Genomic DNA, 16,684 nt, shown 5'->3' on the forward strand with positions numbered 1-16,684 from the left:
TTGTGGGGGGGTTGGATCACCCCCCTTCGCGGGGCGTTTTCCCGGGGTTCTGCCCCGGGCGGGGGGGTCGCGCCCCTAGCCGGTGGCGGTGGTGCCGCTGCCGCTGGGGGGGGCCTGCACGCCCCGCGACCGGTACGACCCGGCGCGTGCGTCGGTGCGCACCTGGCTGTACCGGATCGCGGCCAATGCGTGCCTGAGCGCCCTGGAGGGGCGCCGACGGCGTCCGTTGTACCGGCTGCTGACCTTCCCCACCGTCCTCGGCACCGGCCGGCGGCTGTTCCCCGCCGAGGGTCCCCGGGCCGACCTGGAATGCGTGATGGCCGAACGGACCGGCCCCGCCGTCCTCACCCACGACCGCCGGGCCGCCTGACGACCCGTCCGCCGCCCACCCCGCCCGCCCGGCCGGCACCCCCGGCCGGGCGGGCGGACGCCGCGGGCTCAGCTGCCGCCCTTGCGCCACGGTCCGTCCTCCCACTGGTTGTCGAAGTCCCGCAGGCGCACCCGGTGCTCGTGGTCCGCGCCGACCATGGCGGTGTACGTCGGGCCCGAGGTCACGGTGAAGGCGTGGTGGGAGGCGCCGCCGCGGATCTGGACCGCGAACTCCCAGCCGTCGGACGCGTCGGCCTGCGCCCACACCGCGTGGCACGCCCTGGAGTAGCGCAGCCAGGCGCGGACGTGGTCGGCGGCCTTCGGGACCTCGCTGCCGGGGACCGTCCGCGCGTCCGCGGCGCAGCCCGCGGACTTCGGGCTCCCGCCGTCGCAGGCGTTGCCGTGACAGGCCACCGCGGCCTGCGCCGGGACCGGCGCCAGGGCTGCCGGCGCCAGCAGGGCGGCGGCCGCGAGAACCAGGGCTGAGCTGCGGGACACCCGCATCGGCACTCCTTCCGTCGGGGCTCCGGCGGAGCCCTCCTTCCTCCCAGGGGTACCGGCAGCCGGCCGACCCGCGCAGCGAAGAGCGCCTCATTCACCGGAAAGGGGACACCCCGCAGGCCGACGCCGGGGCGCCGCGGGCCTCACGGTCGGACTCTCGGGTCCTCCGGGGGCTCACCGGGCCGCGACGACCTTGAGGGCGGTCACGTCCGTCGTCCGCGCACTCCCGCGAAGCCGCGCGGGAGCCGGGCCTCCCTGACTGCCGGGCGGAAACGACCTGCTCGCAGTCCGGAGCGAAGGCCGTGATCCGCCGGCCGGCGGTTGGTGTCCGGGTTCGCAGGTCAGCAGGGGCGGTGCGGGATGCTGTTGAGCGGTCGGGCGGCCATGGCCGCAACGGCTGGGAGGTCACCGTGGCGGGCATCCTGTGCTCTCCTCGCCGTGGTCCATGGTGCAGGCCATGCGAATCGTGACTGACCGTCATCATCCGGCGGCCGGCGGATGTGATCGTCAGCGTCTCGGGCCGGCTGTGGCGTACAGGGCGCTGCCGGTCAGTAGGAGGGCTGCCGCGGCCCAGGTGGACGCCTCCGTGCCCGGGGGAGAGGTCATCCAGCCGACCGTTTTCCCCACGGCGTCGGGTGGCAGTGGTGGGACAAGGACGGTGAACGCGAGCCAGGCGGTCGGCAGCGTCCAGGCGAGGTGCGCCCCGCAGAGCACCGCTCCGAGCGCGGCCAGGCCGACCAGGCCCGCGCTGTCCCGGAGGACGACCTCGGTGGGGGCGAACCTCGGGCCCGCCGCCTGGACCGCCAGCAGCGCCGCACCGGCGAGCGCGCCGACCAGCAGCACGTGCGCCACCCGGCGGGGCGCCCACCGGATCGCGGCCGTCCGGTCCAGGGCGAGGTCCTGCCCGCCGAACCCGACGGAGCCGGCCGCCACGCCCGCGGCGAGCACGAAGAACGCGGTCGGGTCCATCGCCTCCGTCCCGCCCGTGCCGTCGCCCCGGGTGAAGGCCCACACCGCCAGGGCGACCAGCGTGACCGCGGCGGCCGAGGCGGGCACCTGCCGTGAACGCGCGTACAGCGTCAGCCACCTCATCGCTGCGCACCTCCCGCCGGCAGCTCGGGCAGCCGCGCCGTGCAGGAGAGGGCGGCGGTGCGCAGCTCGGCGATCCGTGCGCGCTGCTCGGCCGTGGCCAGCCCCTTGAGGTCCTGCCAGGCGGCATCGGCGGCGGCCCAGGTCCGGCGCGCGTACTCGTCGGCGGCCTTCTCCGCCATCGGCCGGAGGGTGGGGTCGTCGAGGGCCCAGCTCACGGCGATGCTCTGGAGGGCGATGTCGTTCTGTGTCCCGCCCTCCCGGGAGGTGCGGGCGTGGCAGCTCGGTGCCAGCCCCTGGGCGATCAGCGCGCGGGTCAGGTCGCTGCCGGTCGCGTCGATGAACAGCTGGTCGTCGAAGTCGACCGTCACGGTGTCGGCGGACAGCGTGCGGAGGTCGCCGAGCGCGCGCAGGGCGGTGTCCTCCCGCACCGAGGTCGGCGCCGCGTCGCCCAGGACGTCGTGGAGGACGCCCAGCGCCTCCCGGCCGCGCGGTGCGAGCTCGGCCAGGTGGGATTGGCTCGCCTGGGTCACGCAGACCGGGCCGTCGCAGACCAGGGCGGCGGCGGCCTTGTCGACGACGTAGGTGTCGCGCGGGGCGGTCGGCAGGATCAGCAGGGCCGCGGCCGCGCCGGCCAGGGCGGGAGCGAGCGCGAGCAGCCGGGCCCGGCGGGTGGTGGCCGCCAGCAGCGCCAGGCCGGTGGCGAGCAGGCCGACCAGCCAGAGCGTCTGGCCGAGGTGGACGGAGTCGGACAGGGTCAGCAGCATCCGCCGCGGCTCCGCGGTCACCGGGGACAACAGGCCGAGCCGGTTCGACGTCCTGCTCTCCGGCACCTCCCCTTCGATCCGCACCCGCAGCACGTTCGTCATCACGAGGCAGGCCACCACCAGGGCCGGCGGGGTGAGGACGGAGGGCAGCGTCCGGGCGACGCCCATGGCGAACACGGCGGCCGCGACGAGTCCCAGCACCGCCACCAGCGGGATCGGCAGCCAGCCGAGGCCCGTGTAGGTGGTCGGGCCGAGCGCCACCCGCACCCCGCCGGTGAGGACGAGGAGGCCGAAGCCCACCGCCAGGGCGAGCGCGAGCGCTCCCGCCGGCAGCGCCGCGCGGCGCCAGGACGGCAGCGGCGTGGTCGCCAGCAGTTCGGTCATCCGCGAGCGGGGTTCACGCAGCCCGTAGACCGCTCCGATGCCGACCACGAGCGGCAGCCAGAAGGCCAGCAGGGAACGGGTCCACATGGCCATGGTGGTCCATTGGGCCGTCCAGCCCGCGGTGCCCCGCCACCAGACTCCGTCGATCAGGAAGAAGACCGCCAGACTGCCGCCCAGGACGACGGCTCCGGCCCACGGGGCCGCCGAGCGCTTCAGCTCGGTGCGCAGCAGACGTCCGTTCACCAGGCGCCTCCCTGCCGGCCGGAGTCGCGGAGCAGCGCCGAGTAGCCGCGTTCCAGGGGGCTGTCGCCCGGGTGCTCGGGGCCGCCCGCGGCGGCGAGTTCGCCCGGGGTGCCCTGGAAGACGAGGCGGCCGTCGGCGAAGAGCAGCACGTCGGAGCAGGCGGCCGCGACGTCCTCGACCAGGTGGGTGGAGACGATCACGCAGGTGTCGCGGCCCAGTTCGTGGAGCAGTTCGCGAAAGCGCAGCCGCTGTGCCGGGTCGAGGCCGGCGGTCGGCTCGTCCAGCAGCAGCACCTCCGGGGAGTTGACGATGGCCTGGGCGATGCCGGCCCGGCGCACCATGCCGCCGGACAGGGTCTTCATCCGGTGGTCGGCGCGGTCCGCCAGGCCCACCCGTTCCACGGCGCGCTGGACGGCTTCGGGGATGTCCGCCTTGGGGACCTCCTTCAACCAGGCCATGTACTCGACGAACTCGCGCACCGTGAAGCGCTTGTAGTAGCCGAAGTCCTGCGGCAGGTAGCCGATGCGGCGGCGCAGGGCCCGGTGGTCGGCCGTCCTGCGCACGGAGGTGCCGAGGATCTCCAGTTCGCCCTCGGTGGGGCGCAGCACCGTGGCCAGTGTCCGGATCAGGGTGGTCTTCCCCGCCCCGTTGGGCCCCAGGAGGCCGTGGGCGCCGGTGCCCAGGGAGAGGCCGAGTCCGTCGACGGCCATCCTGCTCCGTCCGACGCGTACCTTGAGGCCGTCGGCCCTGATCTCCCAGGCGTACGTCCTGGGCGCGGTTTCGGCCGCGCTCGTCACGGGTGTCATGCGGTGGTGCCTTTCGGTGGTGGACATGGGTGTCACAGCGTCGAGTACGTGTTCCTGCGGGCGATCACGGCGCCGGCGCTGAGTGCGAGGAGCAGTCCCCACACCGGCAGCCGGTCCGGCTGCAGGGCCAGGCGGAGGACAGTGGGGCCGCGGCCGGTGACCAGCGCGGGTGCCACGACGACGAGGCCCCAGGCGACCGCCAGCCAGCCGGCGGCGCGGGTCACCCCGATCACGCTGCCCAGTGCCAGCGCGGTGGAGGTGAAGGCCAGCGAGGGCAGCAGCCACTGCGCGGCCGTCGTGGTCCCGGTCAGCCATCCCCCCAGCAGCAGCACGGGCAGGACCACCGTGAGGGCCGAGGTGGTGCGCCTGAGCAGCAGGGGCAGGCCGGCCCGGGCGGTCGAGGCGGTCAGTTCGTGGGCCGGGTCGAGGCCGCTCGACCACGACGCGGCGACGCCGCACAGCGGCAGGACCGGCGCCAGCAGCGACACCACCGAGGAGCCGCCGAGGAACTCCGGCGGCGCGGCCGCGTCCAGCAGCAGCGCCATCAGGGTGACGACGGCGGTCATCGCCAGCCACGGGGTCATGACCGGCGTCAGCCAGGACGACACCCAGCCCGGACGGTGCCACCGCGAGGGCCTCGTGACCGCCGCGTCCAACCGCGGTTCCAAACCGGCCCGGACGGAGTCGACGAGTGCGGCGATGCCCGGCGCCTCGGTGGCCACGGAGGCCGCCAGCAGGCTCCGGCACGGCGCGCACGTCTCCAGGTGGGCCTCCAGGGCCCAGACCGTGTCCGCCGCCATCGCCGTGTCACCGCGCGTGTAGTCGTCGATCAAGCGCCGGGACGCGTGTTCCCCGCTCATGCGCACCTCCCCATGACTCTCTCCCGGCCTCCGGCCGGGGGGACCCTCGTGCTTCGCCCGCTCATGCCAGCGCCTCCCGCATCGCGATCCGGGCCCGGCGGGCACGGGTCTTGACCGTGCCTTCGGGCAGTCTGAGCAGGACGGCGGTCTCCCGGACGGAGAGCCCGTCGAGCACGGTGGCCTGGAGGACCTCTCGGAGTTCCGGCGCCAGCCGTCGCAGGGCGTCGCCGACGTCGCCGCCGACGGTCCCGGCGAGCGCCTCCTCCTCCGCCGCGGGAACCACGGCCCGCTCGGCGGCGGCGACCGGCGGTTCGGCGTGGTGGGCGCGGCGCCGGAACGCGTCGACGAGGCGCCGCGCCGCGATGGTCCACAGCCATCCGGCGGCCGTCCCGCCGGCCGCGCTCCCGGCGAACGCGCCGGCCGCGCGCCATACCGCCAGATAGGTCTCCTGCATGACTTCGGCGACGATCTGCTCGTCCGCGCAACGGCGGCGCAGCCGCACCGCCAGCCACGGCGACGTGCGCCGGTACAGCTCGTCGAACGCCGCGCGGTTCCCCTTGGCCACCAGCCGGAGGAGTCGCTCCTCGTCCACGTCGTCCAGTGCTCTCCTGCGTGATCTCACACCAGCCAGACGCCCGCAGGGGCGTCCGGGTTCTGCGCCCGGCGTGACCTGCATCACAGTCGGGCGGGTCTCGTCGGCGGTGGCTGTTCGCCGGATGCCGGGCCGGTCGGCCTCTGGCGGTGCGGAGTCTCCGGACGATCCTCAGGGGCGCCGGTGTCGCGCCCGGCGCCGGCCGCACCGAGGCGCTGCGCCGGTCCGGGCGGGCCACTGCGCGGTCCAGGCCCCGGACCGCTCCCGGCCGGTCCTGCCGATGGTGCCCGGGGTGCCCGGGGTGCCCGGACGCCGCAGCCGCGACGACGTCCGCGCGGGCACCGCCACCGGCAGCCTCGTCGGCTCCCTCCACCGCCGCCACCGCGCCGTGGAGTTCGGAAGGCTCCCGGCCGGGCTCGACCAGGACGTGCCCGCCGGCCTCGAAGTCACCGGTCGGCCGGTGCCACGAAGCCCGACTCGTAGGCGAGGACGACCGCCTGGGTGCGGTCGCGTGCGCCGAGCTTCGCCAGCATGCTGCTGACGTGCGTCTTCACCGTCTGCACGCCGAGGTACAGCTGTTCGGCGATCTCCCCGTTGGTCAGTCCGCGTGCGACCAGCCGCAGCACCTCGGCCTCGCGCCCGGTCAGAGCGGCCCGTACCATCGCCGCGCGCGCCGCCTCGTTGCCCCGGCCGGCCGCGAGCCGGCGGATCTGGGCGGGGAAGAGCAGCGACTCGCCGGCCGCCACCAGCCGTACGGCCTGGGCGATCTCGGCGGGCCTGGTGCGCTTGAGCAGGAAGCCGTCGGCGCCGGCCCGCAGGGCCTGGTAGACGTAGTCGTCGATCTCGAAGGTGGTGACGACCACGATCTTCGGCGTGTGGCCGCCGGGCACGGCCCCGTCGCGGACCAGTTCACGGGTCGCGGCGAGGCCGTCCGTTCCGGGCATCCGCACGTCCATCAGCACCACGTGCGGACGCAGCCGGCGGGCCAGGTCGACCGCCTGCGCGCCGTCGGACGCCTCGCCGACCACCCGCAGGTCGCCCTGCGCCTCCAGCACCGCCCGCAGGCCGGCCCGGACCAGTTCCTCGTCGTCCGCCAGCAGAATGTCGATCATCACGCGCCCAAGCGTAGGGGGACCCGGACGGCCAGCACCCACTCGCCGGACTCGACGCCCGCCGAGGCCTCGCCGCCGAGCAGCACGGCCCGCTCGCGGATGCCGCGAAGTCCCTTGCCGCCGCGGCGCGGTGGGCCGCCGGAGCGGCCCGGTGCACCGGCGTGCGCGGGCAGGGCGTTGGCGCAGCGCAGCTCCAGCCGGCCGTCGCGGACGGCGATCCGGACGCTGATCGGCTCGCCGGGGGCGTACTTGAGGGCGTTGGTGACGCCCTCCTGGACGATCCGGTAGCCCTCGCGGGAGAGCACGCCGGGCAGCGGTCCGGGCGGGACGTCGACCCGGGCCTCGACGGGGCTGCCGGCCGCCCGGGCGGTCTCGAAGAGGGCGGGGAGGCGGTCGATGCCCGGCCGTTCGCGGACGTCCTCGGTGCCCGCGTCGCCGGTGCCGCCCACGCCGCCCAAGCCGCCGGTGCCGCCGGTGCCGCCGGTGTCCCGGAGCAGGGCGAGAGTGCGTTCGAGGTCGTCCATGGCCCGGCGGCCGGTCTCCTCGATGACGTCGAGCGCCTTGGCCGTGAACGCCTGGTCGCCGACTGCGCGTGCGGCGCCCGCCTGAAGGACCGTCACCGTCAGCGCGTGGCCGATGGAGTCGTGGAGCTCGCGCGCCAGCAGGTTGCGCTCCAGCAGCCGTTCGGCGCGCAGCTCGGCCGCGGCCAGCCGCTCCGCCGGGGAGGGCCCCAGCAGCCGGACGGCCATGGCCAGTTGGAGCCGACCGGCCCAGACGACCAGCCAGCCGAGACCGAACAGGGCCAGCGGTGCCAGCAGCGGCGCCCAGCGCGGGGCGTCCCCGCCCGGCATCCGGAGGCCGAACACCACCGGCTCCGGCCGCACCAGCAGGTCGAAGGCGGTGGCGGGTCCGAGCACCGAGGCCGCGCCCACGGCCCCGCCGAGGACCAGCCGGCCGAGCAGCCAGAGCGCCGTGCGCCACCGGTCGGCCCAACTGCGCGAGGGTTCGGCGACGATGTCCTGCTCGCGCTCGGGGACGAGCAGCAGCCGTGCCTGCACGCCCTCCGCCCGGCGCATCGCGGGCACCGTCGCGGACAGCACCACCAGCGCGACGTCCACCGGCACGGCCCGTACCAGCACCTCGCCGAAGCCGCGTCCCGCGATGCCCGGATAGATCATCAGCATGACGCCGGCGAAGATCCAGCCGATCAGCAGATGCAGCCACCGCGCGTAGGTGACGGGACTCAGCAGGGGCGCGACGATGCGGGACACGGCGCCATCCTGCCAGGCCGGCGACGTGCGCGGCCTCCCTCCCGAGAGGGAGGCCGGTCCCCTCCCCGGCGGGATCCGCCGGGGCGCCCGGACGCGGTCCCATGGAGCCACCGAAGGACAACGGCGCGGCTCGCACGACGCGGCAGAACGGAGGACGGTCATGATCACCGTGGAGGGACTCACCAAGGAGTACGGCGGGACACGGGTGGTGGACGGCCTCGGCTTCGAGGTCCGCCCCGGGGTGGTGACCGGCTTCCTCGGGCCCAACGGCGCCGGCAAGAGCACGACGATGCGGCTGATCCTCGGCCTGGAGCGCCCGAGCGCCGGCCGGGCCCTGATCGACGGCCGCCCGTACGCCGAACTGGACGCCCCGCTGCGGCGGGTGGGCGCCCTGCTCGACCCGCACGCCCTGCACGGCGGCCGCACGGCGCGCGGACACCTGCGCTGGCTGGCCGCGAGCAACGGCCTGCCGCGGCGCCGGGTCGAGGAGGTGCTCGACCAGGTCGGGCTGTCCGACGCGGCCGACCGGCGGATCCGCGGCTTCTCCCTCGGCATGCGCCAGCGCCTGGGCGTGGCCGCCGCGTTGATCGGCGACCCGCCGGTGCTGATGCTCGACGAGCCGGTGAACGGCCTGGACCCGGAGGGCATCCGCTGGATCCGCGCCCTGCTGCGCGGCCTGGCCGCCGAGGGGCGCGCGGTGCTGGCCTCCTCGCACCTGATGTCGGAGATGGCGCTGACCGCCGACCACCTGGTGGTGATCGGCCGGGGCCGGCTGCTGGCGGACGCGGCGACCACGGACTTCATCGACCGCCACGGCCGGACCAGGATCCGGGTGCGGGCCGTCGACCCGGACGCGCTGGCGTCGCTGATCGGCCGCTCGGGCCTGGACGCCCGGCGTGCGGACGGCGGCGCCTGGGAGGTCACCGGCGCAGCGCCCGAGGAGGTCGCCGCGCTGGCGGCCGCCGAGGGGGTGGTGCTGTACGAGATCGCCGTGCAGCAGGACTCCCTGGAGGAGGCCTTCCTGCGGATGACCGCCGACAGCGTCGAGTACCGGGCGGTGGCCGCATGAGCACCGCGACCTCCTTCACGGCCGGCCCGGCCGCCCGGGCCGCGCTGCGCGCCGAGCGGATCAAGTTCACCACCCTGCGCTCCCTGTGGATCACCCCGCTCGTCGCCGTCCTGCTCACCGTCGGCTTCGGCACCGCCGTGGCCGCTGCCGTCGGCGGCCGGGACGACAGCTTCGCCGAGGACCCGGGCCTCGGCATCCACTACGGCCTCAACTTCGGCCAGGCGGCGCTGGTCTGCTTCGCCGTCCTGCTGTTCGGGCAGGAGTTCGGCACCCGCATGATCGGCGTCTCCCTGGCCGCCGTCCCGCACCGCGGCCGCCTCTACAGCGCGAAGCTCGCCCTCGGCGCGGCCGTTGCCCTCGGCGTCGGCGTGCTCGGGACCGCCGGCTCGTTCCTCGGCTACGGCGCGTTCGTGCCGGAGACCTGGGACGGCCCCGCCCTGGTGCGCAGCGCCACCGCCGGGGTGCTCTACCCGGTGCTGCTGGTGGTGTTCTGCCTGGGGCTGACCGCGGTGCTGCGCAGCCTCACCGCGGCCATGGGCCTGCTGCTGCCGGGCGTCTTCCTGCTCTCCCCGCTGCTGTCCGGCGTCCCGGGCGTACGCAGTGCCGCGCAGTTCCTCCCGGACCGCGCGGGCCAGTACGCGCTGCGCTACGCCGACGACCCGCAGGTCGCGTACGGGCACTGGACCGGCCTGCTGATCATGGCCCTGTGGGCCGGCGCCGCCGCGTACGCCGGACTGTGCGGACTGCGCCGCCAGGGGAACTGACGGGGCGCCGGGCCTGGTGGGACCGTGCCCCCGCCGCCTCGGGCAACCCGTGGGCCGTGCCCGGCGGCGGGGGCGTGTCGGCGAGCGGATTCACGCCGGGGCGTGCAGGCAGTGGTCGAGGAGGGTATGCATGCGGTGGGCGGGGAGGGACGGGTTGGCGGCGGCGCCCTCCGCGGTGCGGGGGGTGGTGAGGAGGTCCTCCAGGGCCCGAGGGGTCAGGCTCGGGTTGGCGGCGGCTGCCCGGCACACGGTGTCGTCGGGATCGTCCACCGGGGGGTCGGGGAGGGCGGGATCGGCGGCGGCCAGGGCGCGCACCTCGGGGTCCGGGTGGGCGATGAGGTGGGTGAGGCCGGTGCGCGGGAACGCGGGCAGGGTCAGCAGGTGCGGGCGGTGGACCGGGCGGGTGACGAAGACGTCCAGGAGGAGACCGGGCGGAGCCAGGGGGTGGTGGCAGGCCAGCCGGATCCGCACCTCCTCGTCGGCGTCCTGCGCGAGTGCTCCGGCGAGGTCCGCGGGCAGGAGCGGCCGGCTCGCCGCCACCCGGCGGAGCTCCGGTTCCCCGGACGCGGCGCAGGCGGCGAACCAGTCCGGGGACGGCTCGGCGGACGGCTTGGAGGAGGACTCGGTGGACGGCTCGGTGATCGGGCAGATGCAGTCCGGACCATGTCCGACGACCTGGCCGACGACCCGCCCGATCGCCCCGTACTCGGCCCAGGTGCGGGAGAAGGGCTGGAGGCGTGCGCGCAGCCGTACGGTCTCGTCCGGATCCTGCCTCAGCTCCGCCGCCAGCTCGGGTCCCAGGTCGGGCCGGACGGCGGTCAGTGCGCGGACGGTCGCCTCGGGGTGGCGGGCGAGCCGGGCCACGGTGTCGGCCGGGATGTGGGGGTTCCGGGCCAGGGCGCGCACCGTGCCGTCCGCGAAGCACTGCTCGACGAGCGCGGGGGACAGGGCGCAGGTGCCGAACACGAATTCCCTGTGACGCGCGCCGACGGACGGCAGCTCGGCCTCCACCCGCTCCGGGTCCAGCACCCAGCTCCGGTCCCGCGCGGCCTGCCGCACGGCGGGGTCGGGGTCGTCGAGCAGGGCCTCGCGCTGCGCGGGGGTGAGCGACTGCCACGTCAGGGTGGCCCGGATCCGGAGCGCGGGGTGCTCGCGATCGGCCAGGGAGCGGTGGAAGGCCGGCGGGATCTGCCGGGAGGAGACGAGCTCCTCGATGATCTCGTTCGCGGTGAGCCTGCCGTCCGCACCCCCGTCCTCGGCGGTCAGGAGGGTGACGAGGACGTCGTCCGGAAGCGGCCGGACCGACCGGGGCCAGGAGCGGGGGCCACCGGCGAGCCAGGCGCGGACGATCCCCGACGGGTCCGTCGCCAAGGGCGCGAGCCGGGCCGGGTCGACGTGCCGGTTGCGGGCGAGTGCGCGGCGGATCCCCGGGTCCGGATGGCGCAGCGCCGCGTCGACGACGGCGTCGGGGAGGTCACGGCCCTCGCACATCAGCGGGCCGGCCGCACCGGCCGCCCGGTCCATCAGGCGGACCAGGACGTCGGAGGGCGCCACGGGGTTGAGGGCGAGGCCGCGCAGCCACGGTTCACGCAGGGAGTCGGACACCGCGCCATCCTGTCACCCGGTGGCGGCGGCCGGCCGGGCGGGTGACGGGTGCTCAGCGTCGGGTCTCGTACCTGCTCAGGACCACGCCGCAGGGGAGCGTCCGGGTCTCCACCAGGTTCAGGTCCACCCAGTTGTCCAGCGCGGTGAAGAACGGCGTGCCGCCGCCCACCAGGACCGGCGCGGTGGCCAGCACGTACTCGTCGATCAGTCCGGCCCGCATGGCCGCCCCGGCGAGCGTCGCGCCGCCGATGTCCATCGGGCCGCCGTCCTCGGCCTTGAGCCGGGTGATCTCGGCGACCGCGTCGCGGGGGACCAGGCGGGTGTTCCAGTCGACCTCGTCGACCGTCGAGGAGAACACCACCTTGGCCATGTCCCGCCAGCGGTGCGCGAACTCGGTCTCCGCCGGGGTGACCCCGGGCTGCTGATCGGCGGTCGGCCAGTAGGAGCTCATCGTCCGCCACAGCCTGCCCCCGTACAGCGACAGCTCGGTCGCCCGCAACCGGTCGGACCAGAAGCCGAACAGCTCGTCGCTCGGCGTGCTCCAGCCGATGTCGTCGCCGGGTGCGGCGATGTAGCCGTCCACGGACACGTTCATGCCGTAGATGAGTCTCCGCATGGCACCGGCCCTCCGTGAGTCGGTCCCAGCGTAGCGACGGGCGTGGTGCGGGGGACTCATCGGCGCGCGGCAGGGATCCGGCGGCCCTCCCGGGGTCAGTCCTCGGCCGCGCCGCGCTCCTCGGACCGCTGCCGGGCACGGCTGAAGGCGCCGGTGCCGACCCGGGCGGCGAGGGTGTCGTCGGGGCCGGAGAGCAGGGAGCCGTAGCCGGTGGCGGCCCAGAGGCTGCGGTCGGCGGGCACCTCGAAGTAGGGGACGGTGCGGCCCCGGTCGCGGACGGCGAGCACCCGGGGCGCGCGGCGGGCGCGCAGGGCCCGGGCGCAGTCCTCGCAGACGGCGATGTCGACGCGTTCCCGGCGGCCGACCGGGCGCCAGGTGGTGCGGCGGACGGCGGCGCCGTGCCGGGGGTCGAAGAAGCACAGCGGGAGCCGCGGTCCGGCCGCGAGCGCGGCGCGTCCCTCGGCGGCCAGGGCGAGCACGCCCACCAGGTCGGGGACGCCGCGGGCGGCGTCCAGCACCCGGCCGGCCGCGTCGTAGGCGTCCAGGGCGCGGGCCAGGCCGGGGGTGGTGGTCCCGTCGGCGCCGTCGACGGCCTCGCCGAGGGCGAGCAGTTCGGCGGCGGCCTGCCGGCGCAGCCCGGCCTCGTCGGCGGCCTGCCCGGTGGCGAAGACGGTGTCGGGGAAGGCGGGGGCGGTGGGCCGGGAGGAGCGGCGGCGCCGTATCAGGAGGGCGGCGGCGAGGACGGCGAGGACCAGCGCGGCGTCGACCACGAGCAGGGTTCCGCTGCCGTCGGAGGAGGAGCGGGCCGCCTCGTCCTTCACCCGGGGCACCGTGGGGCGGGCCGAGTACTCGCGGTCGGCCCGGGCGGCCTCGGCCTGGTAGACCTCGGTGGCCCGGCCGGTCGCGATCAGGTCGACGGCCCGGCCGACGCGGGCGGCCAGTCCGGCGTCCTTGAGCTCCTTCAGCATGCCCACGGCCATCGCCGCGTCGCGGGCCCGGTGGGTGTCGTCGGGCCACTCGGTGCCCTTGAGCCGGCTCCCGTACTCGTCGTTGGTGAGCAGGATCAACTGCGGCAGGCCGAGGCGTTCCCGGACCACCGCGGCCAGGGACTCGGCGCTGCCGCCGAACGCGTCGCCCTTCTTCAGTGGCACCAGGACCACCTTGATCGGCAGGCCGGACACGGCGATCCGGTCGGCGAGCTCCCGCTGCTGGGCGGCGGTGACGGCGGCGGCGAAGGACGGGTCGACGTGGACCGGGGCGGTGGCCAGCGCCTCGACGATCGTCGCGGCGCCCGGGCCGGGGCCCGTGCTCTCCGCGCGGACGGGGGCGGCGGTGCCGAGCAGGGCCGCACAGGCCGTCAGCAGCGCGGCGAGCAGCCCGCCGAGCCGGCGCCGGTCCAGCGTCGTGGTGGCCGGGCGCCGGACGGTCGGGCGTCGGATGGTCGGGCGCCGGACGGTCGCGCGTCGGACGGTCGGGCGTCGGATGGTCGGGCGGTCACTGGACACCGGCGGACTCCCTGGTCCTGAGGATGAGTGCTTCGATTCCCTCGCGGGCGGCCGGCAGGACCTGCCCGGCCTCGTCCCAGACGGTCCGGGTGCGGTGGCCCGCCCCGGGCAGGCGCAGCAGCCGGTCCCGGGCCAGGTCCACGCGGACGGCTCCGCCGCGGAGGGCGTCCCGGCAGGCGGGGCACAACTCCGCGGACGCCGGGCCGAGGCCGACTGCGGCGAACCAGGCCGGCACCGGGCCGCCGGTGGCCTCGCCGTGCAGCGGGTTGAGCCGGCAGACGGTGGGGTGGGAACGGCCGCGGAGCGCGGCCAGCCCGGCCCGGGCGAGCACCACGGCGGCGGCCAGGTCGCCGGCCTCGGCCGCCTCGTCCGCCCCGGCCGGGGCGTCGGGGCGCTGCCCGCCGCCGCCGGCGAGGAGCCCGGCGGCGTCCAGGCAGTCCCAGGCGCGGGCGCGGCCGGGCGCCGGATCCTGCGCGGCGGCGGTCTCCTGCGCGGCGGTCGGTTGTGAGGCGGCCAGTTGTGCGGAGAGGTCGCGGACCCCCTCGCCGGCCCGGGCGCGGAGCTGCCGCAGGGAGGGCAGCGGGGTGGTGTGCTGCGGCGAGGGGCCGGCCGCGCGGGTGCGCCGGGAGCGGATCACGGCCCGGGCGGTGGCGAGGGCGGCCCAGCCGAGCACCAGCAGGGCGCCGAGCAGCATCACGCCGAGTCCGACGCCGGTCCCGAAGTCGTTGCCGAACAGGGCCGGCAGCCGGTTGTCGTGCAGCGGGGGCAGCGTGGTGGGGCGCTCCGCGGGATCGTCGCCCGGCCGGGGCCCGGCGGCGGCGACGGCGTCCAGCACCTGGTCCAGCCGCTGTGCCACGCTCCGGCCCCCGGTGTTCCCGTACACGTACCTGACCCCGGCCGGCAGTCGTGCGAAGCGGCGCAGGGTGTCCCGGTCGGTCCCGTAACTGTCGAGGTCGATCGTGCCGGTCGTCGGGTCGACGAGGACGTAGACGCCGTTGCGGCCGGTGCGTTCGTGGATCAGGGCGAGCAGCAGATCGGCGTCCTGGTCGGTCTCGTCGTCGCTGCCGGTGGGGGTGACCACGACGTGCACCGGGCCCTGGGGGGCGAGTTCGGCGAGCCGCTGCCGGAGCGCGGGCAACTCGGCGGCGGTGAGCGCGTCGGGGCCGGACGGGTCCTGGTAGACCGGGTCGGCCGTGAGCCCCGCGGCGATCTCGTCGACGCGGGCGTCCAGGTCGGCCCGGGTGACGTTCAGGGAGGGGCCGTCGACGACCTGGGGGAAGACGGCGGGCGCGACGCGCACCACGCCGACCACGGTGGCGGCCGTCGCCAGCAGGGTCACCGGGAGCAGCACGAGGCCGCGCCGCGCGGCGGCCGGACCCCGGGCGCGGTGGCGCACGGCCCGCGGCTTCTCCAGGCTGACGGCGGGTCTGTTGCCCGGCCCGCAGGAGCGGGTCCGGCGGAGGGGGAGGCAGAGGCCGAGGCCGAGGGCGAGCACCAGGCCGGGCAGGACCACGACCGCCAGTCCGAGCAGCAGGTTCTGGTTCTGCCGGTCGGTGGAGCTGATGTACGGATCGCTCCGGTCGCCGTCGTGGTACCGGTTCGACAGTTCCTCGGCGTCGGCGGCGGCCCGGTCCTTGCCGGAGGCGACGGCGTCGACGAAGTTCTCGAACGCCGCGAGCGGCCCGGCACCGCGCGGGGTGCCGTAGAAGGAGATCCGGCGGGCGTCGTCCACCGGGAGGTCGACGCTGAACGCGGCCGCGGTGATGGAGCCGTGGTCGCCGATCAGCACATAGAGGCCGTCCGTGCCGAGCCGGTCGTGCACCAGGGCGAGCAGCGCGGCGTCGCCGTCCGGCAGCGCCAGCACATAGGTGGGCACGCCGGTGCGCTCCGCGAGGGCGGCGATCTCCGGGGCGAGCGAGCGCGGCAGCCGGCGAGGCAGGGCGGCCGAGACGTAGACCGGGTTCCTGCGCAGTTGCTCGGCCAGGCGCTCGGAGCGGGTCGTGCCGTCGGTGGGGCGGCCGGCCGGCGTGTCGGTGGCAGTGGCGGTGGCAGCGGCGGTCGCCGTGGGGCTCGGCGCGGCCGCGACGGCCGTTCCGCCGCCGCCGAGCAGGACGAGCGCGGCGAGCGTGAGGAGCACGGCGAGCGTGGTGAGCGCCGCGAGGGCCGTGCCCGCCCGGGCCCGGCGTGTCCCGGTCCGTCTCCGTATGCCTGCCGGTGTCCGCATCGGCGCCCCTCCCGGTGGTTCGTCCGCCCACCCTACTCGTGGGCGCTCCGGACGGAGGCGACCTCCCCGGACCGTCACCGGCCCGGACCGGCGGGGCCGGCGGCGGGACGGGCCCGGGAGGCGCCGCCGCCGTATCGGCGGGCCCGGCCGCTGTTCCGCGGGCCGTGTCGACGCTACGGTGAACATCGGTTGTTCATCGGTGAGTTGGAGATTCCATGGTCGGAGCGATCGTCTACTTCCTGACCCTCGGCCTGCCGGTCGTCGTCCTGATCGCAGCGGCCGTGCTCGCGGGGCGCAAGGCCCGGCGCGCCGGGCGGCTGCGCAGGGCCGTCGGGGACTTCGGGAAGCGACCGGGCTGGTGGGAGCACGACCGCCGGAAGCCCCGCTGGACCGGCCACCTCACGCACTACGGCTGGCTGACGGAGGAGACCCTCGCGGTGTACGCCGTCTCCGGGATGCTCGGCAAGCGCCGGGCGACGATCGCCCTGCTGATGCGCAACCGGTCCCGGGACGTGGACATCTGGCTCGCGGTCTGCATCGGCCTCGCGGCCCCCGCGCGCACCGTCCGGCTGGAACGCCCCTGGAGCTCGCTGCCCCTGGGCGTCCACTGGCCCCCCGATTTCGTCTACGTACCGCGCGGCGAGGGCGCCGGGGACCTCGTGGCCTTCCTGGTGGACACCGACATCGCGCGGCGGCTGGCCGCCGTCGACGCCCCGGCGGTGTCGTTCCACGACCGCGAGGTGTGCTTCCTCTGGGACGAGCTGCCCGAGCCCGGGCAGCTGGAGCCCTTCGTGGACGCCCTCGTCGCGGCCGTCCCCGCCCTGGAGGCCGCGGCGGCGCGGTAGCGCGGTGGCGCGGCACCGGGCCCGCACCGGGCCCGCGCCGCTCCCGGACCAGTCTCTTATAA

16 protein-coding genes are annotated in these 16,684 nt (G+C 76.2%); 4 read left to right on the forward strand and 12 right to left on the reverse strand.

The window, feature by feature from the left end; translation table 11 throughout:
- The first annotated feature begins 154 nt into the window (after positions 1–154).
- On the forward strand, positions 155–370 hold the full coding sequence (locus ACFXAM_RS19090; RefSeq protein ID WP_380292646.1) for a hypothetical protein: 216 nt from the start codon (positions 155–157) through the stop codon (positions 368–370).
- 68 nt (positions 371–438) lie between these two features.
- On the opposite strand, the gene ACFXAM_RS19095 is transcribed toward ACFXAM_RS19090, so the two are convergent.
- The 8 genes from ACFXAM_RS19095 to ACFXAM_RS19130 form a co-directional block, all read right to left on the reverse strand.
- The gene (locus ACFXAM_RS19095; RefSeq protein ID WP_380292648.1) at positions 439–867 is read right to left on the reverse strand and encodes a DUF2690 domain-containing protein; all 429 of its coding nucleotides are present in this window, start codon (positions 865–867) and stop codon (positions 439–441) included.
- Positions 868–1,377: 510 nt separating this feature from the next.
- Positions 1,378–1,962, reverse strand: a complete 585-nt coding sequence (locus tag ACFXAM_RS19100) for a hypothetical protein (protein ID WP_380292650.1) — start codon at positions 1,960–1,962, stop codon at positions 1,378–1,380.
- Entirely contained in the window at positions 1,959–3,353 is a 1,395-nt protein-coding gene (locus ACFXAM_RS19105) for a hypothetical protein (RefSeq protein ID WP_380292651.1), read from the reverse strand. Before ACFXAM_RS19105 ends, ACFXAM_RS19100 begins: the two co-directional genes overlap by 4 nt.
- A complete protein-coding gene (locus tag ACFXAM_RS19110) occupies positions 3,350–4,159 on the reverse strand; it encodes an ABC transporter ATP-binding protein (protein WP_380292652.1) in 810 nt (269 codons plus the stop codon). The genes ACFXAM_RS19105 and ACFXAM_RS19110 overlap by 4 nt, the downstream gene beginning before the upstream one ends.
- Positions 4,160–4,191: 32 nt before the next feature.
- The gene (locus tag ACFXAM_RS19115; protein WP_380292654.1) at positions 4,192–5,019 is read right to left on the reverse strand and encodes an anti-sigma factor; all 828 of its coding nucleotides are present in this window, start codon (positions 5,017–5,019) and stop codon (positions 4,192–4,194) included.
- 61 nt (positions 5,020–5,080) lie between these two features.
- On the reverse strand, positions 5,081–5,584 hold the full coding sequence (locus ACFXAM_RS19120) for an RNA polymerase sigma factor (RefSeq protein ID WP_380292672.1): 504 nt from the start codon (positions 5,582–5,584) through the stop codon (positions 5,081–5,083).
- A 473-nt stretch (positions 5,585–6,057) separates the two neighbouring features.
- Entirely contained in the window at positions 6,058–6,723 is a 666-nt protein-coding gene (locus ACFXAM_RS19125) for a response regulator (protein WP_380292674.1), read from the reverse strand.
- Positions 6,723–7,994: a sensor histidine kinase gene (locus tag ACFXAM_RS19130; RefSeq protein ID WP_380292656.1), complete on the reverse strand. Its 1,272-nt coding sequence runs from the start codon at positions 7,992–7,994 to the stop codon at positions 6,723–6,725. Before ACFXAM_RS19130 ends, ACFXAM_RS19125 begins: the two co-directional genes overlap by 1 nt.
- A 160-nt stretch (positions 7,995–8,154) precedes the next feature.
- Here ACFXAM_RS19130 and ACFXAM_RS19135 point away from each other — a divergent pair, with 160 nt between their 5' ends.
- Positions 8,155–9,063 carry an ABC transporter ATP-binding protein gene (locus tag ACFXAM_RS19135; protein WP_380292658.1) on the forward strand — a complete coding sequence of 303 codons (909 nt, stop codon included), beginning with the start codon at positions 8,155–8,157 and terminating at the stop codon, positions 9,061–9,063.
- On the forward strand, positions 9,060–9,827 hold the full coding sequence (locus tag ACFXAM_RS19140; protein WP_380292660.1) for a hypothetical protein: 768 nt from the start codon (positions 9,060–9,062) through the stop codon (positions 9,825–9,827). The genes ACFXAM_RS19135 and ACFXAM_RS19140 overlap by 4 nt, the downstream gene beginning before the upstream one ends.
- 90 nt (positions 9,828–9,917) lie before the next feature.
- Here ACFXAM_RS19140 and ACFXAM_RS19145 read toward each other — a convergent pair whose 3' ends face one another.
- From ACFXAM_RS19145 to ACFXAM_RS19160, 4 genes are all read right to left on the reverse strand, one after another.
- Complete coding sequence (locus ACFXAM_RS19145) at positions 9,918–11,432, reverse strand: hypothetical protein (protein ID WP_380292662.1); 1,515 nt, start codon at positions 11,430–11,432, stop codon at positions 9,918–9,920.
- 52 nt (positions 11,433–11,484) lie between these two features.
- Positions 11,485–12,048 carry a dihydrofolate reductase family protein gene (locus tag ACFXAM_RS19150; RefSeq protein WP_380292664.1) on the reverse strand — a complete coding sequence of 188 codons (564 nt, stop codon included), beginning with the start codon at positions 12,046–12,048 and terminating at the stop codon, positions 11,485–11,487.
- Between the two features lie 95 nt (positions 12,049–12,143).
- Positions 12,144–13,553 carry a hypothetical protein gene (locus ACFXAM_RS19155; protein ID WP_380292666.1) on the reverse strand — a complete coding sequence of 470 codons (1,410 nt, stop codon included), beginning with the start codon at positions 13,551–13,553 and terminating at the stop codon, positions 12,144–12,146.
- Positions 13,543–15,690 (reverse strand): hypothetical protein, encoded by a 2,148-nt coding sequence (locus ACFXAM_RS19160; RefSeq protein WP_380292668.1) that lies wholly within the window; start codon positions 15,688–15,690, stop codon positions 13,543–13,545. The genes ACFXAM_RS19155 and ACFXAM_RS19160 overlap by 11 nt, the downstream gene beginning before the upstream one ends.
- A 302-nt stretch (positions 15,691–15,992) precedes the next feature.
- Between ACFXAM_RS19160 and ACFXAM_RS19165 the strand changes: the two genes are divergently transcribed.
- Positions 15,993–16,622: a hypothetical protein gene (locus ACFXAM_RS19165; RefSeq protein WP_380292670.1), complete on the forward strand. Its 630-nt coding sequence runs from the start codon at positions 15,993–15,995 to the stop codon at positions 16,620–16,622.
- Positions 16,623–16,684: the final 62 nt, after the last annotated feature.

The organism is Kitasatospora sp. NPDC059462, assembly GCF_042749955.1.
Lineage (GTDB): Bacteria > Actinomycetota > Actinomycetes > Streptomycetales > Streptomycetaceae > Kitasatospora.

Coding starts and splice junctions, on each gene's coding strand:
- ACFXAM_RS19100 (WP_380292650.1), bottom strand. CDS start 1,962: ATGAGGTGGCTGACGCTGTACGCGCGTTCACGGCAGGTGCCCGCCTCG.
- ACFXAM_RS19115 (WP_380292654.1), bottom strand. CDS start 5,019: ATGAGCGGGGAACACGCGTCCCGGCGCTTGATCGACGACTACACGCGC.
- ACFXAM_RS19150 (WP_380292664.1), bottom strand. CDS start 12,048: ATGCGGAGACTCATCTACGGCATGAACGTGTCCGTGGACGGCTACATC.
- ACFXAM_RS19135 (WP_380292658.1), top strand. CDS start 8,155: ATGATCACCGTGGAGGGACTCACCAAGGAGTACGGCGGGACACGGGTG.
- ACFXAM_RS19110 (WP_380292652.1), bottom strand. CDS start 4,159: ATGACACCCGTGACGAGCGCGGCCGAAACCGCGCCCAGGACGTACGCC.
- ACFXAM_RS19165 (WP_380292670.1), top strand. CDS start 15,993: ATGGTCGGAGCGATCGTCTACTTCCTGACCCTCGGCCTGCCGGTCGTC.
- ACFXAM_RS19125 (WP_380292674.1), bottom strand. CDS start 6,723: ATGATCGACATTCTGCTGGCGGACGACGAGGAACTGGTCCGGGCCGGC.
- ACFXAM_RS19140 (WP_380292660.1), top strand. CDS start 9,060: ATGAGCACCGCGACCTCCTTCACGGCCGGCCCGGCCGCCCGGGCCGCG.